Below are 25928 nucleotides of genomic sequence, written 5' to 3'. Positions count from 1 at the left end.
TTACCGATTCCGCCGCTCCAGTCTCAAAGCAGGCCTTGTGAAAAATCTCCTCCGCGCCCTGATCAGCCAAGGCATCGAAGCCTTGCGCGCCAACGGCACTCTGCCGGCCGATACCCTGACCCCGGAATTCGTGGTGGAACGCCCGAAGACCCGTGAGCACGGCGATTTCGCCACCAATGCCGCGATGCTGCTGGCCAAGCCGGCGCGCAGCAACCCGCGCGCCCTGGCCCAGGCGCTGCTCGATGCGCTGCCCCAGAGCGCCGATGTGCTGCGCGTTGAGATCGCCGGCCCGGGCTTCATCAATTTCCACCTCGCCCCCAGCGCCTACCAGCGCGAAGCGGCCAGCGTGCTGAAGGAAGGGGCCGATTACGGCCACAACCTGAGCGGCAACGGCCGCACCGTGGGCGTGGAATACGTCTCGGCCAACCCGACCGGCCCGCTGCATGTGGGCCACGGCCGCGCGGCGGCGATCGGCGACTGCCTGGCCCGCCTGCTGGAAGTGAACGGCTGGAACGCCAAGCGCGAGTTCTACTACAACGACGCCGGTGGGCAGATCGAGAACCTGGCGCTGTCGACCCAGGCCCGCGCCAAGGGGCTGAAGCCCGATGACGCCGGCTGGCCGGAAGCGGGCTACCGCGGCGACTACATCGAAGACGTGGCCAAGGCCTATCTGGCCGGCGCCACGGTGGAGCTGGAAGGCCATTCGGTGGTGGGCGAGCGCGACCCGGACAACCTGGACGCGATCCGCCGCTTCGCGGTGGCCTACCTGCGCAACGAGCAGAACCAGGACCTGGCCGCGTTCGGGGTGGATTTCGACATCTACTTCCTGGAAAGCTCGCTGTACAAGGATGGCAAGGTCGAAGAGACCGTGGCCCGGCTCAATGCCGCCGGACACACGTATGAGGAAGGCGGCGCGCTGTGGCTTCGCTCCACCGACTTCGGTGACGACAAGGACCGCGTGATGCGCAAGTCCGACGGCACCTACACCTACTTCCTGCCGGACGTGGCCTACCACCTGAGCAAGTGGCAGCGCGGCTACGAGCGCGCGATCACCGAGCTGGGCGCAGACCACCACGGTTCGCTGGCGCGCGTGCGCGCGGGCCTGCAGGCGCTGGACGTGGGCATTCCCAAGGGCTGGCCGGAGTACGTGCTGCACCAGATGGTGACGGTGATGCGCGGCGGCGAGGAAGTGAAACTGTCCAAGCGTGCCGGCAGCTACCTGACCCTGCGCGACCTGATCGAGGAAGCCGGGCGCGACGCGACCCGCTGGTTCCTGATCGCGCGCAAGCCCGATTCGCAGCTGACCTTCGATATCGACCTGGCGCGCCAGCAGAGCAACGACAACCCGGTGTTCTATGTGCAGTACGCGCATGCCCGCGTCTGCAGCCTGCTGCGCCAGGCGCAGGAAAAGGGTCTGGCCTACACGGCGAGCGAGGGACTGGCCGGGCTGACCACGCTCAACGACGACGCGTCGCTGTGGCTGATGATCGAAATGTCGCGCTTCGCGGAAGTGGTGGAAGCGGCCGGTCTGGCACTGGAACCGCACTTGATCGCGCAGTATCTGCGTGAATTGGCGCACGCGTTCCACACGTGGTATCACGGCACGCAGGTATTGGTAGCCGACGATGCCGAGCGCAATGCCAAGCTGACGCTGGCCTGCGCCGCGCGCCAGGTCCTGGCCAATGGCCTGAACATCCTGGGCGTTTCCGCCCCGGAAAAAATGTAAGCAGTGGAGAAGCAGTAAATGGCAGCACGACGCGGCAAGAGCCAGGCACGACGCAACAGCAATCAGGGCACGCCGGGATGGGTGTGGCTGGTCGCCGGTGTGGCTATTGCGGCCGTGGTGTTCCTGGCGGCACCGAACCTGTTCAAGAGCGACGGCGACGGCTTCCTGCGGGTGGGCCCGCAGCCCAACCCGGCGGCGCAGCCGGCGCCGGTGAGCGATGCCGAGACCGACGTGGGCAGCGAACTGCCCAAGCCGGGTGCGGCCAAGCCTGCGGAACCGGCCAAGCCGCCGGCCACGCAGTACGACTTCTACACCCTGCTGCCCGGCAAGGAAGTGGAAATGTCCGATGCGGAGCTGGCTGCCAGCGCGCGCGCCGAAGACCAGCGCCGCGCGAAGGCTGAAGCGCAGCGCGCACAGGCGGCGCTGGAAGGCCGTCCGGTGCCGGCTGCGCCGGCGACCACGACGGCGTCTCCTGCAGCGGCTGCCGTGGCCACCACCGCACCGGCCACGACCAGCCCGGCCCCGCTGCCGGCGCCGGTCAGCGAGCGTCCGGCGGCCAGCACCGCGCCGGCCACCGCGCCCGCGCCAGTGGCAAGCACGACCCCGGCCGCACCGAAACCGACGGCCACCGCCCCGGCGACGGCCGCCGCCGAACCGGCCAACAGCAACGTGCGCTACATCCTGCAGGCGGGCGCGTTCGGGGCCTCCGGCGATGCCGAGGCGACGAAGGCCAAGCTGGCGATGATCGGATTGGCGGCACGCGTGGAATCGGCGCAGATCAACGGCAAAACCGTCTATCGCGTGCGCATGGGGCCGTATGGCAGCGCCGGCGAGTTGGCCGAGGCCAAGCAGAAGCTGGATGGCACCGGGCTGCAGGCGATGGCGATCAAGGCGCAGTAACCGCGCGCGGGTGTTCCCACGGGCATTCGAAACGCCGGCCGCAGGTCGGCGTTTCTTTTTGTGCGAGGCGAACGATGGCCCGCACGCGCCGCTGCGCTATCGTCGGCACATGCCATTTACTTCTGACCCTGCTGACCCTCCCGGCATTGCCGGCGCCACTGGCCGCTACCGTGAATGGACGCCGCCGGCCGGGCTGCAGGGCGACTTCGGCCAACTGTGGCGCAGCGATCTGCCGGTGGATCACGGCGGTGACGTGGCGGTGCTGCCCGACGGCTGCGTGGACGTGCTGTGGCGCGATGGCCGGCTGTACGTGGTGGGGCCGGATGTGGTGGCCGCCCACCCGCAGCTGACGCCCGGTGCGCAGGTGCTGGGCGCACGCTTCCGGCCGGGCGCCGCATGTGCCTGGCTGGGGCTGCCGTTGTCGGAGATCGTGGGAACGGCGGTGGAACTGGATGCCGTGCTGGGCGTACGGGCACGGCGGATGGCGACGCGGTTGAATGCGGTCGGCGACGCCGACGCCCGCCAGCCCCTGTTTGCACGGGAACTGGCGCTGCTGCCGCGCAGCGCGCGCGCTCCCCATGCAACGGCGGCGGCGGTATTCGCGCAGGTGCGGGGCGGTGGCACGGATCTGTCCGCCTTGGCGACGACGCTGCAGCTGAGCACGCGCAGCCTGCGCCGTCTGTGCCACGCGCAGTTCGGCTATGGGCCGAAGATGCTGGAACGCATCCTGCGCCTGCAGCGGCTGCTGGCCCTGGCACGCGCGCGACCACGCGATGGACTGGCGATGCTGGCGCTGGAGGGCGGCTACGCCGACCAGTCGCACTTGAGCCGGGAGGTACGCGCCCTGACCGGGATCGGGGCGGCCGCGCTCTGCGCCCAGTGGCGTGACTGACTGGCCGTTTTGTTCAATACCGCTACGCTGCGACCGGCGATGCTGGACCTTCCTTCACCACGAGACCCTCCATGAGCAATACACACGGCAACGACCGCCGCATCGACAACATCGAATTCAACGTCGGCGATATCGCCCGCAGCAAGGCGTTTTACGGCACCGTATTCGGCTGGACATTCACCGACTACGGCCCGGCCTACACCGAGTTCAACGATGGGCGCCTGTGCGGTGGTTTCACCACCGGCGAGCCGGTGGTGCCCGGTGGCCCGCTGGTGATTCTGTACGCCGACGATCTGGCAGCCACCCAGCAGCGCCTGGAAGCGGCCGGCGCCATCATCAGCAAACCGGTATTCGCCTTCCCCGGCGGGCGACGCTTCCATTTCCGCGACCCGGACGGCTACGAGCTGGCGGTGTGGACGGCAGCATGACGCCAGCCCGCCACGGGAAGAGCCGACCGTTGGTCGGCTCTCCCGGAGGAGCGCGCAGGCGCCCTGGCGTCCTCAGTCGCGCGCGACCTGGAAGCCGGCGAACGACTGGCTGACCGGCATCACCTCGAGGCGGTTGATGTTGAGGTGTGCCGGCAGGTTGGCAACCCACAGGATCTGCTCGGCGATATCGTCGGCGGTCATGGGGTTTGCCCCGGTGTAGAGCGTGTCCGAGGCGGCCTGGTTGCCGTGGGTGCGCACCAGGGTGAACTCGGTTTCGGCCATGCCCGGTTCGATGGTGGTCACACGCACGCCGGTGCCGTGCAGGTCCGAACGCAGACCCAGCGAGAACTGGCTGACGAACGCCTTGGTGCCGCCGTAGGCATTGCCGCCGGGGTACGGATACACCCCCGCCACCGAGCTGATGTTGATGATCGCGCCCTTGCGCGCCACCAGCTGCGGCAGCAGGCGGTGGGTCAGGGTGACCAGGGCGGTGACATTGGTGTCGATCATGGTGCGCCAGTCGTCCAGCGAGGCGCTCTGTGCCGGAGCGGTGCCCTGGGCCAGGCCGGCATTGTTGACCAGCAGGTCGATGGCGGCGAAGTCCGCCGGCAGGGCGGCCAGCGCGGCCTCCATCGCGGCGGTGTCGCGCACGTCGAAGACGGCGGCATGTACGCGCTCGGCACCATAGGCGTCAACCAGCGGCTGCAGCCGTTCGGCACGTCGCCCGGTGGCGATGACGCGCCAACCGGCCTGGGCGAAGCGATGGACGGCGGCAGCGCCAAAGCCGGAGGTGGCGCCGGTAATCAGAGCGGTACGGGTCATCGGGGTACTCCGTGGGAATCCCCTGCATTTTCGCACCGATCAGCGGATGCGGAACACGCGCGCCTTGGGCAGGTCTTCATCCACCTGCAGGAACCAGCGCCCGGCGATGCCAGGCACCACCACGATGTCGGGGTTGCTGCGACTGGCCTTGAGTGTGATCTCGCCCTTGAGCACCTGCCACTGCTGGCCGTTGTCCAGGGTGAACACGGTACCGGGCGCCCAGCCATCCACCTGGCCGGTGACCTTGGCCTTGATCGGCCCGTCATCCAGGCCGGGGAACATCGCACCCGGTGCCGGACCTCCCGCGGCAGCCATCGGCGCCGCAGCCACCGGCACCGCCGGGGTGCGGGCATCGGCCTCGCGCAGCAGGCGGTTCAGGGCCTGCAGCTGAGCCGGGCTGAGCCCCACCTGCGCCAGTTCCTGCGGGTCCACGCGCGCTTCAATTGCCACATACGGGACCTGGGCGGCGGCCGTTCCGGCCAGCCACAGCATCCCCACACCCGCCACCGACTGCCACCTGCGCATTGCCTGCTCCACTGCCTGTACGGGCTCGATGGCGGCACTGTGCTTCACTTTCATGGCAGCCAGATGACAGCCACGCCGGTCGCGCCGGGCACTGAGGCCGGCAGGGGGTAAAATGGCGGCCAGCCGCGCAGCCGCGCCGGCGGTATTGGACGTCACATGATCAACAACGATGTACTGCGCAGCATCCGCTACATGCTCGACCTCAGCGACGGCATGATCGTCGACACCTGTGCCCTTGCCGATCCGGCCTTCGTGGTCGACAAGGCCGACGTGGCCGGGTGGCTGCGCAAGGAAGACGAGGAAGGCTTCGTGGCCTGCGACGACCGCACACTGGCGCACTTCCTGGACGGACTGATCGTGCACTTCCGTGGCCGCGACGAGAGCCAGCCGCTGCGCCCCGTGGAAAAGCGCATCACCAACAACCTGGTGCTGAAGAAGCTGCGCGTGGCCTTCCAGCTGAAGGACGTGGACATGCACGAGATCTTCCAGCAGGCCGGTTTCCCGGTGTCCAAGCCGGAGCTGTCGGCGCTGTTCCGCCAGCCGGACCACAAGAACTACCGTGCCTGCGGCGACCAGCTGCTGCGCAACTTCCTCAAGGGCCTGACCCTGCGCGTGCGCGGCGCCTGAGCCCCACGCCGGTACGTGGCTCCGCCTGCGGGGCCACGTGCTGCAGCAGTTCGTCCATGAACGCCCGCGCCGCCGGTGTGGGCAGTTTCGACCACACCGCATGCACGCGCCGCACCGGCGCATCCTGGATGGCGACACAGGCCACGCCGGTAAAGCCGGCGGCGATCTGCGCGGGCACGATGCCCACCGCCAGGCCCTGCTGCACGAAGCGCTCGATCAGCGACATGTGGTTGATCTCGAACGGCACCCGGTGTGGCAACCCGGCCGCGGCAAAGGCTTCGTCGGTCTGCCGGCGCGCGCCGCTGCCGTACTGGAAATCCACCAGCGGCAGCTCGGCCAGCGCGGCCAGCGACAGCCGTCTGCGGTTGGCCAGCGGGTGCGCGGGCGGCAGCACGGCCACCATCGATTCCTCGGCCAGCAGGCGATGGCAGGCGCCGTCGATGGCGGTGCCCGGCGACAGGCCGACCAGGGCGACATCCACGCGACGCTCGCGTACGTCGTCCATCAGCACTTCGCTCCTGTCCATGCGCAGACGGAATTCCACCTGCGGGTAGCGCGTGTGGAAGGCCGCGAGGCAGGCGACCAGGTCCACGGCGGTGAGCGAGGTGATCTGGCCGATGGTGAGCGTGCCGCGCACCTGGCCCGCCACGGCCGCGACGTCTTCGCGCAAATGGCGCAGCGCGTCGAGCACCTGGCGCGCGTGAGTGAGCAGGACCTCACCGGCCGGGGTGACCCGTACCTGGCGCGGCAGGCGTTCGAACAGGGTCGCCTGCAGCTCTTCTTCGAGGTGCGCGATCTGGTGGCTGAGGGCGGACTGCACCACATGGCAACGCGCGGCGGCCCGGGTGAAGCTGCGCTCTTCGGCCAGGGCCACGCAGAATTCGAGCTGTTTGAGGTTCACGCCGGCATCTCCACTACCCATCTCATTTTCAGATGCGTTGGATGATAACTATTCATTTCCATCATCACGCAGGGAGGCGGACACTGGCGTCCCCCTGAAGTCTGGAAGCCGCATGACCGCCGATGTCCACACCCCCCTGAGCCGCTGGCAGGTGCTGCTGATGGCCTTTGCCACGGGCGTGGCGGTGGCCAGCAACTACTACGCCCAGCCACTGCTGCACACCATCGCCAGTGAGTTCGGGGTGTCGTTCGGGCGCGCCGGGATGCTGGTGACGGCCGCGCAGTTGAGCTATGGCCTGGGCGTGGTGCTGCTGGTGCCGCTGGGCGACATGTTCGAGCGGCGGCGGTTGATCGTGGTGATGTCGCTGTTGTCGGCGGCCGGGCTGGTGGTGAGCGCAGTGAGCCATACGTTCGTCTGGCTGGTGGTGGGTACGGCGATCACCGGCCTGTTCTCGGTGGTGGCGCAGGTGCTGGTACCGTTCGCGGCAACGCTGGCGCGGCCGGAAGAGCGTGGCCGGGTGGTGGGCACGGTGATGAGCGGGCTGCTGCTGGGCATCCTGCTGGCACGCACGGTGGCCGGCGCACTGTCGTCGCTGGGCGACTGGCGCTGGGTGTACTGGATGGCGGCGGGCACGCTGGTGCTCACCACGTGGGTGCTGTATCGCGTGCTGCCGCGCTTCCATCAGCACGCGGGCCTGGGCTATGGCGCGCTGCTGCGCTCGATCGGCACGCTGTTCGTGGAGGAGCCGGTGTTCCGCCTGCGCACACTGCTCGGCGCGCTGAGCTTTGCGATGTTCGCGATGTTCTGGACACCACTGGCCTTCCTGCTGGCGGGTGCGCCGTACCACTACAGCGATGCGACGATCGGGCTGTTCGGCCTGGTGGGCGCGGCGGGTACGTTGGCGGCAGGCGTGGCAGGCCGGATGGCCGACCGTGGCAAGGCGGCCCTGGCGACGACGCTGGCGCTGGTGCTGCTGGCCGCGTCGTGGCTGCCGCTGGGCTTCTCGACGCAGTCGCTGGTGGCGCTGGTGGTGGGCGTGCTGCTGCTGGACCTGGCGGCGCAGCTGCTGCACGTGAGCAACCAGAACGTGGTGTTCGCGTTGCGCCCGGAGGCGCGCAACCGGCTCAACGCGGGCTACATGACCGGGTACTTCATCGGCGGTTCGGTGGGCTCGCTGGTGTCGGCGCAGGTATACGGCGCATACGGGTGGACCGGCGTGTGCGTGACCGGCGCCGGTGTGGCGGCGATGGCGATGGCGGTATGGGCGATGGCCCGCGGGCGCGGGTAGCACCCGAGGGCAGCAGCCGACCAACGGTCGGCGCTGCCTGTTGGTGTCAGAAGGTGGTCTGCAGCGCGAACTCGACGCGGGAGCCGGCGTTGCCGGGGAACAGGCGTTGGGCGGCGCGGTCGGTGTCGTGCGCGGTCAGGCGCAGCTCCCACGGGCCGTGGACGCGCCAGACGGCGCTGAGCTGGCCATGCAGGTAGTCATCGCTCTGTGCGCTGTCGAGCCAATAGTGGCCGATGGCACCTTCAAGCCGCCACGCCTCGCCCAGCGGCAGGCGTGCGCCGAGCTGGGCATACGTGCCCCCGTGGCCGCCGGCCAATGCGTTGTCCGATACGCCCACCTGCAGCCAGTAGCGCTGCTGCCAGGTCAGCGTGCCGTTGAGCTCGGTCCAGTCCAGGTCCACGTTGGCCGACGGGTACAGGTAGCGGGTCAGGTTGACGTCCACCGCCCAGTCGTTGGCCACGGCACCGCTCCACCCGGCCACCAGATCGAATTCGCTGCGTGCACCGTTGTCGGGCTGGAACGACACGCCCGAGCCCCAGGCCGAGGCATACCAGCCGCGCGAACTGGTCAGCTTCACGCCGGCCTGCGCCGCCGGATCGCCATCGCTCTGCGAACTGCCGCGCCAGACGTAATCGGAGGTCAGGCTGGCGTTGCCCTCCACTGCGGCCGCCGCCGCACCACTCATCGCCAGGCCCACCAGCAGGCCGCTGCAGCAGCGCACCAGGCGCCCTTTCACTTGTTCAACCACCACGTTTCCACTCCAGGGACGGCGGCGCCGTCGAGGCGTGCAGTGTTCCCGGGGCGGCCGTAAAGCCGCTATGGCGCACCGGCCGGATCGGCGCAAAATCGCTGTAAATCCTCTGTTTCGGGATGGCGCGAGGAGCGCGCGGTATCATGACCGCTCCGACCTGCTGCGAGTAATCACGTGGACGCGATCCTGACCCCGGTATCGATTGGCGAGCTGATCGACAAGATCACCATCCTGGAAATCAAGGCCGAGCGCATCACCGATGCGGCCAAGAACGCCAACGTGCGCCTGGAACTGGAGGGGCTGTTGCCGCTGTGGCAGGAACTGCTGGCCGCTCAGCCGGGCCTGGAGGCGCTGAAGTCGGCGCTGAAAGTGATCAATGCCCGCATGTGGGACATCCAGGACCAGCTCCGCGACAAGGAAGCGGCCCAGGACTTCGATGCGGTGTTCATCCAGCTCGCGCGCGGTGTTTACGGCACCAATGGTGAACGCGTCAAAGTGAAGAACGAGATCAACCGCATCGCCGGCTCGCAGCTGGTCGAGGAAAAGCAGTACCAGGGCGAATAAGCCCTCCGCCCCTTGCCGGGCTTACAGCCCGGTGGCGGCCATGAAGCGTTCGCGATCCTGCTGGGTACGCCGCCGGATCTCGGCGAGCGCCTCGTTCTCGGTGGCTTCCAGCATCGACTCGAACAGCCGCTGGAAGTGGTTGCGCATGGCCAGCCGGGCCGCAGCCGGGTCGCGCTGGCGCAGGGCGTCGAGAATGGCGGTGTGTTCTTCGTCGCGGGTGTCGTCGTCGTTGTGGCAGACGTTGGCATAGACCTGCTTGACGCGCGGCAGCTCGTTGCGCATCCGCCAGATCAACTGCACGCAATGCTCCACCACCGGGTTGCCGGCGATGCGGGCGATGGACAGGTGGAACTGCCGGTCGGCCTCGCTGGCGGCGGCCTCGCCCGAAGCCGGGTCGACCATCGCGGCGATCAGGCCGGCCAGATCCTGCAGTTCCTCATCGGTGATGCGGCTGGCCGCCATCGCCGCCGCTTCGGCCTCGATCACCGCGCGGGCGGCGGTGAGGTCGAAGGCCGAGACATCCGGCAATGCGCCCGGTGCCTGCGACGGACGGGCCTTCACATAGACGCCCGAGCCGGTCTTGATGGTGATCAGCCCCTGCGCTTCCAGCGCGATTTCCGCCTCGCGCACGGTCACCCGGCTGACGCCCAGGCGTTCGGCCAGGTCGCGTTCGCCCGGCAGGCGCGAGCCCGGCGGGAATTCGCCTTTCTCGATCAGCGCGACGATTTCGGCGGCAATGGACTGGTACAGACGGGGTTCGGACATCATCAAAGGCCTGGCTGACAGGTGGCTGGGGACCGACACGCGGGCCGCGCCCTCAGAGAGCGGCGCGGTCCTGGAACCGCGCCACTGACCTCAGAAGCGGTAGCGCACCCCCAGATAATAGCGCCGCCCGTAGGTGGTGTACTCGCGGAAGCTGCCGAGGATGGGCATATCCGACACCCGCGGCTCGTCGGTGAGGTTGCTGGCCGACAGCGATACCGACAGGTGCTTGTTCACCTTGTAGGTGGCGCGGAAGTCCAGCGCGCCATTGTCCCGCACGTAGCGGTTCTGCGACGGGTCGCCGACGAACTGCTGGTAGTAGTCCGAGCGGTACTTGTAGATCGCCTGCAGATCCAGCTTGCCCAGACCCCAGTAAACCTGCGCCGATGCCACATGCCTGGACAGGCCGAAGATGTTGGCCGGCTCGACGATACCCGGGGTGACCACCCCGGTGGCGGGGTTGGTGGACTCGCCCAGCCGCAGGTCTTCGGTCCTGAAGTTGGAATCGGCGTAGTTGTAGCTGGCCTTCACACCCAGCCCGGAGAAGATGCCCGGCAGGTAGGAGAAGCTGTGCGAGGCGGTGAACTCCACGCCGAACAGATCGCTCTTCTGGTCGCTGGTGGCCAGCTGTTCCACCGGCACGGTCACGCGCTGGCCGTCGATGTCGAAGGTCTCATCGACGATCACTGGCATCGAGCCGCCGTTGAACTGCTTGTAGTACACCGCCGTGGACACCATCGTGTCCGCATTGGCGTACCACTCCAGCGACACGTCGGCATTCCACGACATCAGCGGCGTGGCGCGCGGGTTGCCGGTGGCGGTGATGCTGCGCAGCGCGTCGGCGACGCTGCTGAACTCGGCATCGACCTCGCCCAGGTTGAACGTGCGGCCGAAGCCTTCGGCGGCCAGGTCCGGGCGCGACATCGCCCGGTAGGCACCCACGCGCAGCAGCAGGTCCGGGTGCAGTTCGAAGGCGGCATTGAAGCTGGGCAGCCACTCGGTATTGCTGGACTTGAGCACCTGCGAGGTGAAATCGCCGGTGGGCTGCAGGGTCACGGTGCCATCGGGGTTGTTGACCACGTCCAGGCCGCTGCGCAGTCCCACCGAACGCACCTCGGTACGCACCCCGCGCACGCCGATGTTGCCGGTGACCGGCAGGCCGAACCACTCGGCGCTGTAGTCGCCCATCAGGTACAGCGCGCTGGTTTTCTCGGTCACATCGTTGTTGGCCGGGTTGCGCAGGTCCGCGCTGAGGCCGGTGTCGTCCTGGCCGGTGAAGGCCTTGAACAGGCAGCGGCTGTCGAAGCTGGCCCAGCGGTCGATGGTGTTGCCGCTGGCATTGGCCAGGAAGTCGTCCTGCGGGAAGTCCTGGCGGCAGGCGAGGTTCGCGGCGCGGATCGCGGCGACATTGGTGGTGGTCACGTCCACCGTGTCGGTGTAGTCGGTGTAGGTCGCCTCGGAGCGGCGCAGGCCCCCCTTGATAGCGGTGAAGAAGCCGCTTTCCGGGGTGAACGCGGCATCGAAGCGGCCGGCGCGGATGGTGTGTTCGCGATGCTGCTGGCGGCGACGCACCAGGGCCGAGTCGGTGAAGTTGTCCGGGTTGTTCACATCGAACGCCGGGTCCAGGGTGATGCTCGGCACATCGCCGCTGTAGTCGTAGGTGTAGTCGACATAGCGGGTGTTCTTGATGCCGCCCACCGGCTTGCCGTTGACGTCAGTGCGGCCGGCACGCAGGCGCGTGGAGCGTTCGATCTGGTCGCGGCGCGTGTTGGAGTAGGACAGGTCGGTGGAGAGCGTCCACGCCGGGGTCGGCCGGAAGATCACGTTGAGGCCGCCGCCGGTGTACTCCTCTTTGCGCTCCAGGAAGTTGCCGGTGGAATCGACCGTGGTGCTGCCGGTGTGGTGCAGCAGCGCGCCGTCGTCACTGACCACGCGGTTGTTGAGGTTGCGCATCATCGAGGACAGCGACAGGTCCGAGCGGTCTTCGGTGTAGTCGCGCTTGGAGAACTGGTAGTCCAGGTTCACCTCGACCGCATCGTTGGGCCGCCACTGCAGCGCGGCGAACTGCGAGTCGCGCTTGTCGTGCTCGATGAACTGGCGGTAGATGCGGCTGCCGGGCACCAGGTAGTACGGCACGCCGTTGGCCACCTGGTTGCCGTTGACCTGGGTGCAGTTGCGGGTAGCGCCCACCACTTCGCGGCCATCGCAGGCCACCCAGGTGGAACTGCTGGAGAGCATTTCTTCCGGGTTGCTGCCTTCCAGCGCCTGCACGCCGATGGACACGCCGAGCTTGCCCGCTGCGCCCATGTCGAACTGGTCGATGTAGCTGGCCGTGCCGCGCCAGCCCACACCGTCCTTGTCCTTGAGCCGGTCGTCGTACTCCTGCCATGTGCCGCGGCCATCCACCTGGAAGGTGCGCTTGCCGTACTCCAGCGGTTTGACCGTTTCCATGTTGACCGTACCGGCCACGCCGCCTTCGACGAAGTCGGCGCGCTGGGTCTTGTAGATGGCCACGGTGTTGATCAGTTCGGACGGGAACTGGTTGAAGTTCACCGAGCGGTCGCCGCTGCCGTTGGTCGCCTCGCGGCCATTGAAGGTGGACGAGCCGAGGAACGGCCCCAGACCGCGGATCGAAATTTCCGACGCGCCGCCCTTCTCGCGGTGCGTGGAGGCGCCGGTGATGGTTTCGATGGCCTCACCGATCGACAGCGCGGGCAGGTCGCCGATGTCCTCGGCCGCCAGCACATCGGAGACCACGGTCTCCTCGCGCTTCTTGTCGATCGAGGTCTGGATCGTGCCGCGGATGCCCGTCACCTGGACCTGGTCCAGGGTGGTGGCCTGCGCCGGCGGGGTCGCCGGGGCATCGGCATCCTGTGCGCGGGCCAGCGGCAGGGCCGCGGTGGCGCACAGGGCGTAGAGCAGTGCGCCATGCAGCGCGGTGTGGCGAAGGCCTCGTGGCGAGGCCGTACGGCGGTCATGCAACATCGTGATCTCCCTCCCAGGATGGATCGTCCGACTACACGGATTCGATCCGGACAATTCACGGTTGCTGGACCAATGTCAATGAATTGGTACTAAAGTCTACCCCTGTGATCCACCCAGACCACTTTGGCGACATTTAATGTGCGGATGCAGCAGAAATATGCGCAACAGGCCAACCACATGCACCTAAAGTGGTATGCAATTGTGGTTGACGTGCGCCACGCGAGACCTGTTACGATCCGGACTCGCGTTGGACGCCACGGTTGATCTGGGAGGGTAAGCCTGTGACTTTGCACCATTCGCATGCGCCACGGGCGCTGCGCCCGCTTGCGGCGACATTGGCCACAGGCCTGCTGCTCGGCGCCCTGCCAGCGGTCGCGGCAGATCATCTGGTCCACGACGCGGCCGGCTATGCGCAGGTGGCCGGCCGGCTGCAGCCGGGTGATACCGTGATCCTGGCCAACGGCGTCTGGCGTGATATTGACCTGCTGCTGCGCGGAACCGGCAAAATTGGTCAACCAATTAGATTGACGGCACAGACGCCGGGCCAGGTGATCCTCAGCGGCCAGTCGCAGCTCCGGCTTGCCGGCGCGTACCTGGAGGTGTCCAACCTGGTGTTCCGCGATGGCTGGGCGCCGGGTGGCGAGGTGGTCTCCTTCCGCGCCTCGTCGAAGGAGTGGGCCAACCACAGCCGGGTGACCGGGGTGGTGATCGACCGCTACAACAAGCCGGACCGTCATCAGTCGGACAACTGGGTGGGGATGTACGGCCAGTACAACCGCTTCGATCACAACCAGCTGGTGGGCAAGACCAATGCCGGCACCACCCTCGTGGTGGTGCGCAACGCCACCAGCGGCCTCGACAACCGCCACCGCATCGACCACAACTGGTTCGGCCCGCGCCCCAACCTGGGCAGCAACGGCGGAGAAACGCTGCGCGTGGGCACCAGCCACGATTCGCAGTCCGATTCGCACACGGTGGTGGAGAACAACTGGTTCGACCACTGCGACGGCGAGGTGGAGATCGTCTCCAACAAGTCCGGCGGCAACCTGTACCGCGGCAACGTGTTCTTCGCGTCGCGCGGCTCGATGGTGCTGCGCCACGGCCACGGCAACGTGGTGGAGCGCAATGTGTTCCTGGGCAACAACAAGGCGCATACCGGCGGCGTGCGGGTGATCAACCGCGGCCAGATCGTGCGCGACAACTATTTCGAAAACCTGGCCGGCGACAACTTCGCCGCCGCGCTGGCAGTGATGGCCGGCACCCGCGACGCGCCGCTGAACCGCTACGAGCAGGTGGCCGATGCGGTGATCGAGCGCAACAGCTTCATCAACGTGCGCCAGCTGTTCCTGGGTGCCGGGCTGGATGACGAGCGCAACGCGATGCCGGTCAACAGCCGCATGACGGCCAACCTGTTCATTGGAGACGGCAAGCAGCCCCTGCTGCGCGGCCAAGGCGACCTGTCGGGCATCGCCTTCAGCGCCAACGTGCAGAGCCCCGCCGTTTCGGTCGGCTTCCCGGGCGGGGTGAGCGCGGCCAAGGTGACCCTGCAGCGCGCGGCCAACGGCCTGCAGTACCCGGTGGACCCCATCGCTGCCGGTGCGCCGCGCGACCTGGCACCGATCGCCCGCGACCAGGTCGGGGTGGCGTGGTACCCGAAGGCGCTGGACACCACCGCACTGGACAGCGGCAGCCTGCGCCAGGTGGCGCCGGGCGAGGACACCCTTACCCGCGCCATCGCGGCCAGCGCCCCGGGCGACCGCCTGCAGCTGCAGCGCGGCCAGTACCGGGTGGACCAGGTGCTGGGCGTGAACCACCCGCTGAGCGTGATCGGACCGGCACGCGGCCAGGCGCGCCTGCAGTTCACCCGCCCTTCCCTGTTCGAGATCCGTGCCGGTGGCTCGCTGAAGCTGTCGCGACTGGACATCGACGGCGCACTCGCCCCGGACACCGCCGGCAATGCGGTGGTCCGCATCGCTCCGGGCAGCCAGGCGTTCAACTACACCCTGCTGATCGAGGACAGCCGCATCCACGGGCTCACCGCCAACAAGGCGTTCGATGTGGTCAATGCCGGCAAAGGCAGCCTCGCCGCGCGCATCGGCATCAGCAACACCACGGTGGACGACATCAGCGGCAGCGTGATCGCCGCCGCCGCCGAAACCGATGACCTGGGCACATACAACGCCGAACAGGTGGACATCGTCGATTCGCGCTTCACCCGCATCGGCGGGCCGCTGCTGGACCTGTATCGCGGCGGCACCGACGAGAGCACCTTCGGCCCCTCCCTGCGTGTGCAGGGCAACCAGCTGCAGGCCGTAGGCGTGGCCGACGACACCAGCCTGCGCCTGCATGGCGTGCAGCAGGCCACCCTGGTGGACAACCAGTTCGCGCACAGCGGCCGCGTGCGCTTCAGCCACCGCGTGGGCGAACCCCGCCTGCGCGTGCGCAACAACGTGCTTACCGCCACGGCGGCAATGCAGTCCGATACTCCTGCCGAGACCCTGCCATGACGCGTTCCACGCCCCTGTTGTTGCTGCTGGCCGCTTCCCTTGGTGCGGCGGTGCTGCCCCCCGCGCACGCCGCACCGGCCCGCGCCCAGCAACCGGCGGCCGATGCCACCACCCCGGTGCTGGTGACGCCCGCCCAATGGACACAGATGCGCCAGGACGGCGCGCGCTTCCCCCTGTTCGCGCGGGAACAGCAGCGTGCCGAACAGCGCGTGCGCGCGATGATGAAGGCGGGCATCGACGTACCCGCTCCCAAGGACAAGGGCGGCGGCTACACCCATGAGCAGCACAAGCGCAATTACCAGGCCATCCAGGCTGCCGGGGCGCTGTACCGGCTGACCGGCGACACGGCCTATGCCGACTACGCGCGCGACCTGCTGCTGGGCTACGCCGCGCTCTATCCCGGGCTGGGCGCGCACCCGCAGGGACGCGGCCAGATCCCCGGCCGGCTGTTCTGGCAGACCCTCAACGATTCGGTGTGGCTGGTCAGCGCGGTGCAGGGCTACGACGCGATCCGCGACACCCTCAGCGCCGCCGACCGCGCCACCATCGACAACAACGTGTTCCGGCCGATGGCCGACTTCCTGAGCGGCACGCCGGAGAACTTCGACAAGATCCACAACCACGCCACCTGGGCGGTGGCCGCGGTGGGCATGACCGGCTATGTGCTGCGTGATCCCACTTACGTGGACAAGGCGCTGAAGGGCAGCCGGCGCGATGGCAGCGCCGGCTTCCTCAAACAGGTGGACCAGCTGTTCTCGCCGGACGGCTATTACGAAGAAGGCCCCTACTACCAGCGCTATGCGCTGGCGCCGTTCATCCTGTTCGCCAACGCCATCGAGCGCAACGCGCCGGAGCAGGGCATTTTCAAGCGTCGCGACGGGGTGCTGCTGAAGGCAGTGGATGCGCTGGTGCAGACCAGCTACGGCGGCTACTTCTTCCCGATCAACGACGCCATCCTGGACAAGGGCCTGGACACCGAGGAACTGGTGGCCGGCATCGACATCGCCTACGCGCAGACCGCCGATGCGCGCCTGCTCTCGGTGGCCAAGGCACAGAAGCGCGTACTGCTCTCGCCCGAGGGCCTGCAGGTGGCCCAGGCGCTGGCGCAGGACAAGGCCACGCCGTTCGACTTCGTCCCCACCCTGCTGCGCGACGGACCGGAGGGTACTGAAGGCGCGCTGGCGATCCTGCGCATGGGCGGTGCCGATGGCCAGGCGCTGGTGATGAAGAACACCAAGCAGGGCATGGGCCACGGCCACTTCGACAAGCTCAACTGGCTGTTCTACGACAACGGCCAGCGCGTGGTCACCGATTACGGCGCGGCGCGCTTCCTCAACATCGAGGCCAAGTCCGGCGGCATCTACCTGCCGGAGAACACCAGTTGGGCACGCCAGACCATCGCCCACAACACGCTGGTGGTGAACGAGCAGAGCCATTTCGGCGGCGACTGGAAGAAGGGCCAGGCGCTGGCACCGACGCCGCTGCTGTTCGCCACCGGCCACGATACGCAGATCGCCTCGGCGCGCATGGTGGGTGCCTACGACGGCGTCGCCTTCACCCGCACACAAGCGCTGCTGTCGCACCCGGCACTGGGCGAACCGGTGGTGCTGGACCTGCTGCGTGTCACCGGCAGCAAGGCGGCACGCTACGACCTGCCGCTGCATTTCAATGGCCACATCATGGAGGTCGGGTTCAAGACCCAGTCCGCAGTGACGGCGCGGCCGGTGCTGGGCAAGGCCAACGGTTACCAGCATGTGTGGATCGATGCGGCCAGCGAGCCCACGAGCGAGGCGCGCAGCCTCACCTGGCTGCTTGGCGGCCGCTTCTACACCTACCGCTTCGCCAGCACCGCGCCCTCGCGTGCGCTGATCGGCGAGAGCGGCGCCAACGACCCCGCGTTCAACCTGCGCCGCGAACCGATGCTGCTGCAGCGCGTGGACGGCCAGGCCGCCACCACCTTCTACGGCGTGCTGGAACCGCACGGCAGGTACGACGGCACCGCCGAAACCGTGCGCGGCGCCAACAGCCGCATCGACCGTATCGCCCACTACCGCGGCAAGGATGCCGACGTGCTGGTGCTCGACCTGGCCGGCGGCCAGCGCATCGCGCTGGGTATCGCCGACGAACCGGGCAAGGCCGGCAGCCATGAGGTCAGCGGCGACGGACAGCGCTGGCGCTGGGAGGGCGGCTGGAAGCGCTTCGACACCGGCACCGCTGCCGGCAAGGACAGCAAATGAAGGTCACCACGCAGGCCCGTACCTACGTCCGCTGGCTGATCGTGGGTCTGATCGCCGTGGCCACGGTGATCAACTACATCGACCGCAACGCTCTGGCCGTGATGTGGCCGCAGATCTCCAAGGACGTCGGCGCGACCAAGGAAGACTACGCGCTGCTGGTCACCGTGTTCATGCTGTTCTACGCGGCCGGGCAGTTCGTGTTCGGGCGGCTGTTCGACATCATCGGTACCCGGCTGGGCTTCGCCCTGTCCATCGCAGTGTGGTCGATCTCCATCGCGCTGCACTCGGTGACCCATTCGATCCTGTCCTTCAGCCTGGTGCGTGCATTGCTCGGCATCAGCGAGGCCGGCGCATGGCCCGGCGCGGTGAAGGCCAATGCCGAGTGGTTCCCGGCGCGTGAGCGGGCGCTGGCGCAGGGCGTGTTCAATGCCGGCGCGTCGATCGGCGCGATCGTGTCCGCACCGCTGATCGCCGTGCTGTTCCTGTGGCTGGGCTGGCGCGGCACCTTCATCCTGATCGGCGCGATCGGCTTCATCTGGCTGCTGCCGTGGCTGATCATCTACCGCGCCGGCCCGGACAAGCACCCGTGGGTGAGCGCCGCCGAGCGGGCGCTGATCCTGGATGCCCCCACCGAACAGCCGGCCGTGCCCAAGGCCGAGTACGTACCCAACGTGCGTCAGCTGCTGGGCCATCGGCAGACCTGGGGCATCCTGATCTCGCGGTTCTTCCTGGACCCGATCTGGTGGCTGTTCGTATCCTGGCTGCCGATCTACCTGGCCGACACCTTCGGCTTCGACATCAAGCAGATCGGCATCTTCGCCTGGGTGCCCTACGTGGGCGCGATGATCGGCAGCCTGGGCGGCGGCTGGTTGTCCGGGCGCCTGATCGGGGCCGGCTGGAGCGTGGACAAGGCGCGCAAAGTGGTCATCACCCTGGGGGGCGCGATCATGGCGCCGGCGCTGCTCGGCGCCGTGCTCGCCACCGACCCGGTGTGGGCCGTGGTGACCATCGCCTTCGTGCTGTTCGGCTTCCAGATCGCCATCGGCAACATCCAGACCCTGCCGGGCGACATCTTCAGCGGCAAGTCCGTCGGCTCGGTGGCCGGCTTGGGCGGCATGGCCGCGGTGGCCGGCACGCTGATCACCACCTGGCTGGTACCGGCCATGACCCACCAGTCCTATGCCCCCATTTTCATCCTGGTGGCGGCGCTGGTGCCGGCCTCGCTGCTGGCGCTGTGGCTGGTCACCGGCCGCGTCGAAAAACTCGATGGGCCGGCCACGCCGCGCTGAGCCCCACCCCTTCCTTTTCCCCCAACGCACTACTGGAGCTTTTCCATGACCCAATTCAACGACAAGGTGGCCATCGTCACCGGTGGCGGCCGCGACATCGGCCGCGAGATCTCGCTCAAGCTGGCCGCTGCCGGCGCCAAGGTCTGCATCAACTACGCCAACGACGAAGCCAGCGCGCAGGACACCCTGGCGCAGATCCAGGCCGCTGGCGGCACCGCGATCGTGCACCGCGCCGACGTTACCGACGCCGCCGCCGTTGCCGGCATGGTCGCGGCCACCCAGGCCGCGTTCGGCGAGCGCATCGACGTGCTGGTCAACGTTGCCGGCGGCATGGTGCAGCGCCGCCCGCTGGCCGAGATCGACGAAGCGTTCTTCCACAAGGTGATGGACCTCAACATGAGCTCGGTCTTCCTCACCACCCACGCCGTGGTGCCGCACATGCCCGAGGGCGGCGCGATCGTGAACTTCGCGTCGCAAGCCGGCCGTGATGGCGGTGGTCCGGGTGCGTCGATCTACGCCACGGCCAAGGCAGCCGTAATGACCTTCACCCGCGCGATGGCCAAGGAACTCGGCCCCCGCGGCATCCGCGTCAACGCGCTGTGCTGCGGCATGATCGCCACCCGCTTCCACGACGAATTCACCAAGCCGGAAGTGCGTACCGCCGTGGCCGGCAACACCCCGCTGCGCCGCCAGGGTCGCCCGCAGGAAGCGGCCGATACCGCCGTGTACCTGGCCTCGGACGCCGCCGGCTTCATCACCGGCGCCAACGTCGACGTCAACGGCGGCACCTACTTCTCCTGATAGACACGTTCCGCTGACCGCCTGGGAGGGCTGCCATGCTGCGCTGGATCACTGCATTGTCGATTGCACTTGCCACCAGCGCCGCTGCGCTGCCCGCCCATGCCCAGGTCTGGGTGCCGGCGTGGACCGCCTCACCGGCACCCGACCGCAAGGACGGTACGCCCGACGCACCCGTACAGTTCGCCAACCAGACGGTACGCCAGGACATGCGCCTGGCCAGTTCCGCCACGGCGCTGCGCTTCCGCATCAGCAACGAACTCGGCGATGCGCCGCTGACCATCGGCGGCGTCACCGCTCACCGCACCGGCACGGCCACACCGGCCAAGCTGGTCACCTTCAATGGTCGCAACGCGGTGGTGGTGCCGGTCGGCGCCGCCCTGCTCAGCGACCCGGTCGCGATGACGGTGCCGGCATTGGCCGATGTATCGCTGACCGTGTACTTCCCCGAGCCGACCCGGCCTGCGGTGCGGCGCACCGCGCTGCGCATCGCCGACGGCCGCCAGGCCGAGGTGGGCGACAAGGTCAAACTCGCCTACCGGCAGAACGTCGTATCGGCGGTGCTGGCCGAGCGCGCCACCAGGCCGGTGGTGGTGGTCGCCCTGGGCGATTCGATCACCGAAGGCGCCACCGCCACGCGCGGCAGCAACGGCGACTGGCCGGCACTGCTGGCCACCCGCCTGCAGCAGGCCTGCCCGGACCAGGTGGTGGTGGTCAACGCCGGCATCAGCGGCAACAAGGTCATGGACCACGGCCGCAGCCACAGCGCGCTGGCGCGGCTGGACCGCGATGTGATCGCCCTGCCCAACGTGAGCAAGGTGATCGTGTTCGAAGGCATCAACGACATCCGCCACGATGGCGGCACCCCGCCCAAGGCCGGCCGCAACGCCGAGGACATGGTGCTGGGCTACCGCCAGATCGCCGAGCGCCTGCACGGCAACGGCATCGGCGCGATCGCCGCCACCATCACCCCGTTCGGCGGCTCGGACCGCTACGAACCGCTGTCGGCGGCGACCCGCACCACGCTCAACACCTGGATGCGCGGCGGCCGCAGCGGCTACGACGCGCTGATCGACTTCGATGCGGTCCTGCGCGATCCGTCCACCCCGGAGAACCTGCCCGAGGACATCACCCGCGATCACCTGCACCCCAACGACGAGGGCTACCGGCGCATGGCTGCCGGCATCGACCTGGGCCTGCTCGGGTGCAAGGCACGATGAGCGCGCAGCAGTTCGCGGTGGCGGCATCGACCGGCCAGCGCTGGGATGCCCTGGCACTGGGCGAGGTGATGCTGCGCTTCGATCCGGGCGAAGGCCGCGTGCGCAACGCGCGCCAGTTCAGCGTGTGGGAAGGCGGCGGCGAGTACAACGTGGCGCGCGGCCTGTGCAGCACCTTCGGCCATCGCAGTGCGGTCCTGACCGCGTTGCCGCGCAACGAGCTGGGCGAACTGGCCCGGCAGTTGATCCAGGCCGGTGGCGTGGATGCCAGCCAGATCCTCTGGCGCGATTACGACGGCATCGGCCGCAACACGCGCATGGGGCTCAACTTCACCGAACGCGGCTTCGGCGTGCGCGCGCCGCTGGGGGTATCCGACCGCGCGGGTTCGGCTGCCGCGCAGCTGCAGCCGCACGAGATCGACTGGGAGACGATGTTCGGTCGCGATGGCGCACGTTGGCTGCATACCGGCGGCATCTTCGCGGCCCTCTCCGAACACAGCGCGCAGACCGCGATCACCGCCGTGCGGGCCGCGCGCCGGCACGGGGTAGCAGTGTCCTACGACCTCAACTACCGCGCCAGCCTGTGGGAAAGCCATCCCGATCCGGACGCGGCGCGCCATGCCAACTGCGCGATCGCCGCCGAGTGCGACCTGCTGGTGGGCGACGAGTATTCCTTTGCCGCGTGCCTGGGCATGGACCTGGACGACCTGGGCAAGCGGACCACACCGATGGACGTGGGCCCGGCCGATGCCGCCGCGCTGCGGGCGCTGACGCGCTTCCCGAATCTGCAGGCGGTGGCGTTCACCCTGCGCGATGCCGCCACGGCCGCGCGCCACGGCTGGGCCGGTGCGCTGCGCACCCGCGAGCGGCTGTTCCTCTCGCGCACGCGCGAGGTGGACCTGTTGGACCGGGTGGGCGGCGGCGATGCATTCGTGGCCGGCGTGGTCCACGCCCTGCTCAGCGGCAAGGGCGAACAGGCCGCCGTGGACCTGGGCGCGGCGCATGGCGCACTGGCCATGTCCACGCCGGGTGACACCGCGTGCGCCAGCCTGCAGGAAGTGGAGGCGGTGGCCCGCGGCGACGGCGCGGCGGCGCGGCGCTGAGCCGCGCCGGGTTCATCAGGCCGTTGGCCGCACCGGCAACGCCTGCATCGCCACGCTCACGGCGGCCAGCAGGCGCGCGCGGCTGGCGCCATCGCGTGCCTGGGTGGAAATGCCGTGCAGTACGGTGGCGTAGTAGTCACCCAGCGCCTGTACGTCGCTGCCGTCGGGCAGTTCGCCGGCGCTGGCCGCCTGCCGCAGGCGCGTGATGATCTGCGCGGTGCGCTGGCGGCGGTGCTCGGCCAGCCAGTCCATCACCGCCTCGTTCTCGGGTGCCGTGCTGGTGGCCGCCGACACCACCAGGCAGCCCTGCGCGCGGCCGCGCCGCGTGTAGGTCAGCACGGCATCGTGCAGCATGCGCTCGATCGCCGGGCGCACCGCCTGCTCGCGCAGTGCCCGGTCGGCAAAGCCGCCATCGCCCGCTTCGTAAAGCGCCACCGCCTCGCGGAACAACTGCTCCTTGCTGCCGAAGGCCGCATAGATACGCGCCGAGGCGATGCCCAGCGCCTCCACCAGCGCCGACATCGAGGTGCCCTCATACCCGCGCTCCCAGAACAGCAGCATCGCCTGCTTGAGGGCGTGGTCCTTGTCGAATTCGCGGGGGCGGCCGGCCATGAGCATCACTACGGATTGAAGCGGTGCGGCGATTCTATCCAAACCGGGCGTTGACCGGAACGAATCTGCGGCCTATTCTTTGTCGCTCGACAAATAATAAGGCAACACCTTCATGCGTACCCTTAAAGGCCCCAGCCTGCATCTGGCCCAGTTCAGCGCCGATCAGGCTCCCTTCAATGACCTGCCTTCCATCGCCGCGTGGGCCGCCGGCCAGGGCTTCAAGGCCCTGCAGATTCCGGCGTGGGACGAACGTCTGTTCGATGTGGAACAGGCCGCGCACAGCCAGCAGTACTGCGACGACCTGATCGCGATGCTGGCCAGCCACGGGCTGGTGATCAGCGAACTCACCACCCACATCTTCGGCCAGCTGATGGCGGTGCACCCTGCCTATGACGCGCTCTGCGACAGCTTCGCGCCGGCCGCCCTGCACGGCGACCCGGCCGCACGCACCGCGTGGGCGGTGGAACGGCTCAAACTGGCCGCGAAAGCCTCGCAGCGGCTGGGCCTGGACCGGATGGGCACCTTCTCCGGCGCCTTCGCCTGGCCGTACCTGTTCCCGTTCCCGCAGCGGCCGGAAGGGCTCATCGATGCCGCGTTCGAGGAACTGGCGCGGCGCTGGTTGCCGATCCTGGATGTCTGCGACGCGCACGGCATCGACCTCTGCTACGAGATCCATCCCAGCGAAGACCTGCACGACGGCACCAGCTTCGAGCGCTTCCATGCCGCCGTGGGCATGCACCGTCGCTGCCGTATCCTGTTCGATCCCAGCCACTTCGTCCTGCAGCAGCTGGACTACCTGAGCTTCCTGGACATCTACCGCGATTTCATCGGCATGGTCCACATCAAGGATGCCGAATTCAATCCGAGCGGGCGCCAGGGCATCTACGGCGGCTACAGCGGCTGGACCGAACGCGCCGGACGTTTCCGCTCCCTCGGCGACGGCCAGGTGGACTTCAAGGGCATCTTCTCCAAGCTGGCCCAGTACGACTACGACGGCTGGGCCACGCTGGAATGGGAGTGCTGCCTGAAAAACCAGGAGGACGGCGCGCGCGAGGGCGTGGCGTTCATCAATGCACACATCATCAAGGTCACCGATCGCATCTTCGACGACTTCGCCGGTGCCCCGGTCAGCCGTGCGCAGATCCACGGCATGCTGGGGATCCACTGATGAAGACCGTACACGACCATTCCACCTCCGCCGCGCTGGACGGCGTGGTGCACCGCCATGTCCGCATCGAGGGGCGCAGCGTGCACTGCGCGATCCTCGGCCAGGGGCGGCCGGTGCTGCTGATCCCCGGCTGGCCGCAGACCTGGTATGCCTGGCGGCACATCATGCAGGCGCTCGCCGCACAAGGGTTCCAGGCGATTGCCGTGGACCCGCCTGGCACCGGCGATTCGGACACGCCGGCGCACGGCTACGACACCGGCGCCACCGCCGCCACCCTGCACGTGCTGATGCAGCAGCTTGGCCACGCGCGCTACCAGGTGGTGGGCCACGATGTCGGCATGTGGGTGGCCTATGCGCTGGCCAGCGACCAGCCCGACGCCGTGCAGCGGCTGGCGATCACCGAAGCGGTGATTCCCGGCCTGGCCGAGGCGCCGCCGGTGTTCGTGGCACCGGAAGACAACATCTTCCTGTGGCACTTCATGTTCAACCAGGTACGCGACCTGCCCGAGGCGCTGATCGCCGGCCGCGAGCGTGCGTACCTGACCTTCATGTTCGACCGCTGGGCGCATCGCCGCGAAGCGGTGGCCTGCGAGGTGTACATCCGCGCGTACTCGGCACCGGGCGGGCTCAGCGGTGGCTTCGGCTACTACCGTGCCATTCCCGAAACGATCCGCCAGAACCGTCAACGTGCGCTCACCCCGCTGGCGATGCCGGTCCTGGCGATCGGGGCCGAACACGCCACCGCCGACATGCCGATGGACACCATGCGCGCCCATGCCAGGGACCTGCGCGGGGCGATGATTGCCGACTGCGGCCACTTCGTCATGGAAGAAGCGCCCGAGGCCTTCCTGGCCCAGCTGCTGCCGTTCCTGCTGCCGGCGTGCCAGGCATGAGCCTGGACCCGGATATCGCGCGCTTCCTGGCTGCACTGCCACCGCCGTCGGCAGTGGCCGAGGCATCGCTGCTGGACCTCCGCGCGGCCAGCGAGACGGCACTGCCGGCACTGCAGGGCCCACTCGAGGACGTCGCGGCAGTCCGCGACGTCCTCGTGGCCGCCACCGATGGCCACGCCATCGGCGTACGGGTGTACTGGCCCGCCGGACACAGGCCTGGCCACGCGCGGCCAGGCCTGGTGTTCGCGCATGGCGGTGGCTGGTTCCAGGGCTCGCTGGCGGTGTACGACAACCCGTGCCGTGCCTTGGCCAATGCGAGCGGCTGCGTGGTGATCGCGATGGCCTACCGGTTGGCACCGGAGCACCCCTTCCCGGTGCCGCTGGAAGACGTGTATGCGGTGCTGGACTGGAGCCACCGCACCGCCGCCGCCCTAGATGTCGATCCTTCCCGCCTGCTGGTCGGCGGTGACAGCGCCGGCGGCAACCTCGCCGCCGGCGTGGCGCTGCTGGCGCGCGACCGCGGCGGCCCGCCCATCCATCACCAGCTGCTGCTGTACCCGGCACTGGATACGGCGGTGGACACCGACAGCCACCGCCGCTACGGCGAAGGCCACTTTCTCACCACCGCACTGATGCAGCGCTGCTGGGAGGCCTATGTGGGCGCCCACAGCCTGGCCAGCCCGTACGCGGTGCCTGCACGCGCGCAGGACCTGACCGGGCTGCCCGCCGCCAGCATCCTGGTCTGCGACCACGACCCGCTGCGCGATGAGGGCGAGCACTACGCGCGCCGCCTGCAGCTGGCCGGGGTACCGGTACGGTGCGAGCGGTTGCCGGGCATGGTGCATGCGTGCCTGCACCTGCTGGGCGCCGCACCGGCATCGCGCATCCTGCTGGACCGCAGTGCGGCCCTGCTGGCCGAGGTGATGTAGGCGG

23 protein-coding genes are annotated in these 25928 nt (G+C 68.5%); 16 read left to right on the top strand and 7 right to left on the bottom strand.

The window, feature by feature from the left end:
- Nucleotides 1-37 precede the first annotated feature (37 nt).
- The 4 genes from argS to ACPEH8_RS17905 all read left to right on the top strand — a co-directional run bounded on the left by argS (nt 38) and on the right by ACPEH8_RS17905 (nt 3946).
- Nucleotides 38-1726, top strand: a complete 1689-nt coding sequence (gene argS / locus ACPEH8_RS17920; RefSeq protein WP_423667708.1) for an arginine--tRNA ligase — start codon at nt 38-40, stop codon at nt 1724-1726.
- Between the two features lie 18 nt (nt 1727-1744).
- Nucleotides 1745-2626 (top strand): SPOR domain-containing protein, encoded by an 882-nt coding sequence (locus ACPEH8_RS17915; protein ID WP_136006801.1) that lies wholly within the window; start codon nt 1745-1747, stop codon nt 2624-2626.
- A 109-nt stretch (nt 2627-2735) separates the two neighbouring features.
- Nucleotides 2736-3518 carry a helix-turn-helix domain-containing protein gene (locus ACPEH8_RS17910; protein WP_423667705.1) on the top strand — a complete coding sequence of 261 codons (783 nt, stop codon included), beginning with the start codon at nt 2736-2738 and terminating at the stop codon, nt 3516-3518.
- A gap of 71 nt (nt 3519-3589) precedes the next feature.
- Complete coding sequence (locus ACPEH8_RS17905) at nt 3590-3946, top strand: VOC family protein (RefSeq protein WP_017357045.1); 357 nt, start codon at nt 3590-3592, stop codon at nt 3944-3946.
- A gap of 72 nt (nt 3947-4018) precedes the next feature.
- Here the strand turns inward: ACPEH8_RS17905 and ACPEH8_RS17900 are convergent, their stop codons facing one another.
- Both ACPEH8_RS17900 and ACPEH8_RS17895 read right to left on the bottom strand, forming a co-directional pair.
- Nucleotides 4019-4768, bottom strand: a complete 750-nt coding sequence (locus ACPEH8_RS17900) for an SDR family NAD(P)-dependent oxidoreductase (RefSeq protein WP_017357044.1) — start codon at nt 4766-4768, stop codon at nt 4019-4021.
- Nucleotides 4769-4807: 39 nt separating this feature from the next.
- Nucleotides 4808-5347 carry a hypothetical protein gene (locus ACPEH8_RS17895; RefSeq protein ID WP_243746307.1) on the bottom strand — a complete coding sequence of 180 codons (540 nt, stop codon included), beginning with the start codon at nt 5345-5347 and terminating at the stop codon, nt 4808-4810.
- A 102-nt stretch (nt 5348-5449) separates the two neighbouring features.
- Between ACPEH8_RS17895 and ACPEH8_RS17890 the strand changes: the two genes are divergently transcribed.
- On the top strand, nt 5450-5920 hold the full coding sequence (locus tag ACPEH8_RS17890) for a DUF1456 family protein (RefSeq protein ID WP_017357042.1): 471 nt from the start codon (nt 5450-5452) through the stop codon (nt 5918-5920).
- Here ACPEH8_RS17890 and ACPEH8_RS17885 read toward each other — a convergent pair.
- Nucleotides 5886-6821 (bottom strand): LysR family transcriptional regulator, encoded by a 936-nt coding sequence (locus ACPEH8_RS17885; RefSeq protein WP_136006796.1) that lies wholly within the window; start codon nt 6819-6821, stop codon nt 5886-5888. The two genes, ACPEH8_RS17890 and ACPEH8_RS17885, sit on opposite strands and share 35 nt — an antisense overlap.
- 112 nt (nt 6822-6933) lie before the next feature.
- Here ACPEH8_RS17885 and ACPEH8_RS17880 point away from each other — a divergent pair, with 112 nt between their 5' ends.
- The gene (locus tag ACPEH8_RS17880) at nt 6934-8109 is read left to right on the top strand and encodes an MFS transporter (RefSeq protein WP_017357040.1); all 1176 of its coding nucleotides are present in this window, start codon (nt 6934-6936) and stop codon (nt 8107-8109) included.
- Nucleotides 8110-8155: 46 nt separating this feature from the next.
- Here ACPEH8_RS17880 and ACPEH8_RS17875 read toward each other — a convergent pair whose 3' ends face one another.
- On the bottom strand, nt 8156-8860 hold the full coding sequence (locus ACPEH8_RS17875) for a TorF family putative porin (protein WP_423667702.1): 705 nt from the start codon (nt 8858-8860) through the stop codon (nt 8156-8158).
- A 174-nt stretch (nt 8861-9034) separates the two neighbouring features.
- On the opposite strand from ACPEH8_RS17875, the gene ACPEH8_RS17870 reads away from it, so the two are divergent.
- Nucleotides 9035-9424 carry a DUF6165 family protein gene (locus ACPEH8_RS17870; protein ID WP_017357038.1) on the top strand — a complete coding sequence of 130 codons (390 nt, stop codon included), beginning with the start codon at nt 9035-9037 and terminating at the stop codon, nt 9422-9424.
- Between the two features lie 21 nt (nt 9425-9445).
- On the opposite strand, the gene ACPEH8_RS17865 is transcribed toward ACPEH8_RS17870, so the two are convergent.
- Together ACPEH8_RS17865 and ACPEH8_RS17860 are read right to left on the bottom strand one after the other, a co-directional pair.
- Nucleotides 9446-10189 (bottom strand): FadR/GntR family transcriptional regulator, encoded by a 744-nt coding sequence (locus ACPEH8_RS17865; protein WP_136006792.1) that lies wholly within the window; start codon nt 10187-10189, stop codon nt 9446-9448.
- A gap of 90 nt (nt 10190-10279) precedes the next feature.
- Nucleotides 10280-13171 carry a TonB-dependent receptor gene (locus tag ACPEH8_RS17860; protein ID WP_153165414.1) on the bottom strand — a complete coding sequence of 964 codons (2892 nt, stop codon included), beginning with the start codon at nt 13169-13171 and terminating at the stop codon, nt 10280-10282.
- Between the two features lie 281 nt (nt 13172-13452).
- On the opposite strand from ACPEH8_RS17860, the gene ACPEH8_RS17855 reads away from it, so the two are divergent.
- Genes ACPEH8_RS17855 through ACPEH8_RS17830 form a run of 6 tightly spaced genes read left to right on the top strand, consistent with a single transcriptional unit; the run spans nt 13453 to nt 22322 of the window.
- Complete coding sequence (locus ACPEH8_RS17855) at nt 13453-15678, top strand: polysaccharide lyase 6 family protein (RefSeq protein WP_423667699.1); 2226 nt, start codon at nt 13453-13455, stop codon at nt 15676-15678.
- A complete protein-coding gene (locus ACPEH8_RS17850) occupies nt 15675-17915 on the top strand; it encodes an oligoalginate lyase (protein WP_423667696.1) in 2241 nt (746 codons plus the stop codon). The genes ACPEH8_RS17855 and ACPEH8_RS17850 overlap by 4 nt, the downstream gene beginning before the upstream one ends.
- Nucleotides 17912-19204, top strand: coding sequence for an MFS transporter (locus ACPEH8_RS17845; protein WP_423667693.1), 1293 nt, complete (start codon nt 17912-17914; stop codon nt 19202-19204). The genes ACPEH8_RS17850 and ACPEH8_RS17845 overlap by 4 nt, the downstream gene beginning before the upstream one ends.
- A gap of 45 nt (nt 19205-19249) precedes the next feature.
- Nucleotides 19250-20005, top strand: a complete 756-nt coding sequence (locus ACPEH8_RS17840; protein ID WP_017356893.1) for an SDR family NAD(P)-dependent oxidoreductase — start codon at nt 19250-19252, stop codon at nt 20003-20005.
- Between the two features lie 35 nt (nt 20006-20040).
- Nucleotides 20041-21222: a GDSL-type esterase/lipase family protein gene (locus ACPEH8_RS17835; protein WP_017356894.1), complete on the top strand. Its 1182-nt coding sequence runs from the start codon at nt 20041-20043 to the stop codon at nt 21220-21222.
- Nucleotides 21219-22322: a sugar kinase gene (locus tag ACPEH8_RS17830; protein WP_423667690.1), complete on the top strand. Its 1104-nt coding sequence runs from the start codon at nt 21219-21221 to the stop codon at nt 22320-22322. The genes ACPEH8_RS17835 and ACPEH8_RS17830 overlap by 4 nt, the downstream gene beginning before the upstream one ends.
- Before the next feature lie 15 nt (nt 22323-22337).
- On the opposite strand, the gene ACPEH8_RS17825 is transcribed toward ACPEH8_RS17830, so the two are convergent.
- A complete protein-coding gene (locus tag ACPEH8_RS17825) occupies nt 22338-22934 on the bottom strand; it encodes a TetR/AcrR family transcriptional regulator (RefSeq protein WP_136006780.1) in 597 nt (198 codons plus the stop codon).
- 112 nt (nt 22935-23046) lie between these two features.
- Between ACPEH8_RS17825 and ACPEH8_RS17820 the strand changes: the two genes are divergently transcribed.
- The 3 genes from ACPEH8_RS17820 to ACPEH8_RS17810 are packed head-to-tail and all read left to right on the top strand — an operon-like array spanning nt 23047 to nt 25924.
- Complete coding sequence (locus ACPEH8_RS17820; RefSeq protein WP_313159743.1) at nt 23047-24102, top strand: sugar phosphate isomerase/epimerase family protein; 1056 nt, start codon at nt 23047-23049, stop codon at nt 24100-24102.
- Nucleotides 24102-24995: an alpha/beta fold hydrolase gene (locus tag ACPEH8_RS17815; protein ID WP_017355197.1), complete on the top strand. Its 894-nt coding sequence runs from the start codon at nt 24102-24104 to the stop codon at nt 24993-24995. Before ACPEH8_RS17820 ends, ACPEH8_RS17815 begins: the two co-directional genes overlap by 1 nt.
- Nucleotides 24992-25924 carry an alpha/beta hydrolase gene (locus tag ACPEH8_RS17810; protein WP_017355198.1) on the top strand — a complete coding sequence of 311 codons (933 nt, stop codon included), beginning with the start codon at nt 24992-24994 and terminating at the stop codon, nt 25922-25924. The genes ACPEH8_RS17815 and ACPEH8_RS17810 overlap by 4 nt, the downstream gene beginning before the upstream one ends.
- Nucleotides 25925-25928: the final 4 nt, after the last annotated feature.

Origin of the sequence: Stenotrophomonas sp. NPDC077461 (assembly GCF_049545475.1) — a bacterium.
Lineage (GTDB): Bacteria > Pseudomonadota > Gammaproteobacteria > Xanthomonadales > Xanthomonadaceae > Stenotrophomonas > Stenotrophomonas nematodicola.
The sequence above is the reverse complement of the archived record's forward strand: the minus strand, read 5'-3'. Positions and strand labels throughout refer to the sequence as shown.

What these genes read in the sequence shown, in the direction of transcription:
- ACPEH8_RS17810 (WP_017355198.1), top strand. Translation starts at nt 24,992, where the DNA reads ATGAGCCTGGACCCGGATATCGCGCGCTTCCTGGCTGCACTGCCACCG.
- ACPEH8_RS17850 (WP_423667696.1), top strand. Translation starts at nt 15,675, where the DNA reads ATGACGCGTTCCACGCCCCTGTTGTTGCTGCTGGCCGCTTCCCTTGGT.
- ACPEH8_RS17895 (WP_243746307.1), bottom strand. Translation starts at nt 5,347, where the DNA reads ATGAAAGTGAAGCACAGTGCCGCCATCGAGCCCGTACAGGCAGTGGAG.
- ACPEH8_RS17905 (WP_017357045.1), top strand. Translation starts at nt 3,590, where the DNA reads ATGAGCAATACACACGGCAACGACCGCCGCATCGACAACATCGAATTC.
- ACPEH8_RS17815 (WP_017355197.1), top strand. Translation starts at nt 24,102, where the DNA reads ATGAAGACCGTACACGACCATTCCACCTCCGCCGCGCTGGACGGCGTG.
- ACPEH8_RS17835 (WP_017356894.1), top strand. Translation starts at nt 20,041, where the DNA reads ATGCTGCGCTGGATCACTGCATTGTCGATTGCACTTGCCACCAGCGCC.
- ACPEH8_RS17840 (WP_017356893.1), top strand. Translation starts at nt 19,250, where the DNA reads ATGACCCAATTCAACGACAAGGTGGCCATCGTCACCGGTGGCGGCCGC.
- ACPEH8_RS17845 (WP_423667693.1), top strand. Translation starts at nt 17,912, where the DNA reads ATGAAGGTCACCACGCAGGCCCGTACCTACGTCCGCTGGCTGATCGTG.
- ACPEH8_RS17890 (WP_017357042.1), top strand. Translation starts at nt 5,450, where the DNA reads ATGATCAACAACGATGTACTGCGCAGCATCCGCTACATGCTCGACCTC.
- ACPEH8_RS17900 (WP_017357044.1), bottom strand. Translation starts at nt 4,768, where the DNA reads ATGACCCGTACCGCTCTGATTACCGGCGCCACCTCCGGCTTTGGCGCT.
- ACPEH8_RS17820 (WP_313159743.1), top strand. Translation starts at nt 23,047, where the DNA reads ATGCGTACCCTTAAAGGCCCCAGCCTGCATCTGGCCCAGTTCAGCGCC.
- ACPEH8_RS17865 (WP_136006792.1), bottom strand. Translation starts at nt 10,189, where the DNA reads ATGTCCGAACCCCGTCTGTACCAGTCCATTGCCGCCGAAATCGTCGCG.
- ACPEH8_RS17830 (WP_423667690.1), top strand. Translation starts at nt 21,219, where the DNA reads ATGAGCGCGCAGCAGTTCGCGGTGGCGGCATCGACCGGCCAGCGCTGG.
- ACPEH8_RS17915 (WP_136006801.1), top strand. Translation starts at nt 1,745, where the DNA reads ATGGCAGCACGACGCGGCAAGAGCCAGGCACGACGCAACAGCAATCAG.
- ACPEH8_RS17910 (WP_423667705.1), top strand. Translation starts at nt 2,736, where the DNA reads ATGCCATTTACTTCTGACCCTGCTGACCCTCCCGGCATTGCCGGCGCC.
- ACPEH8_RS17860 (WP_153165414.1), bottom strand. Translation starts at nt 13,171, where the DNA reads ATGTTGCATGACCGCCGTACGGCCTCGCCACGAGGCCTTCGCCACACC.
- ACPEH8_RS17880 (WP_017357040.1), top strand. Translation starts at nt 6,934, where the DNA reads ATGACCGCCGATGTCCACACCCCCCTGAGCCGCTGGCAGGTGCTGCTG.
- ACPEH8_RS17825 (WP_136006780.1), bottom strand. Translation starts at nt 22,934, where the DNA reads ATGGCCGGCCGCCCCCGCGAATTCGACAAGGACCACGCCCTCAAGCAG.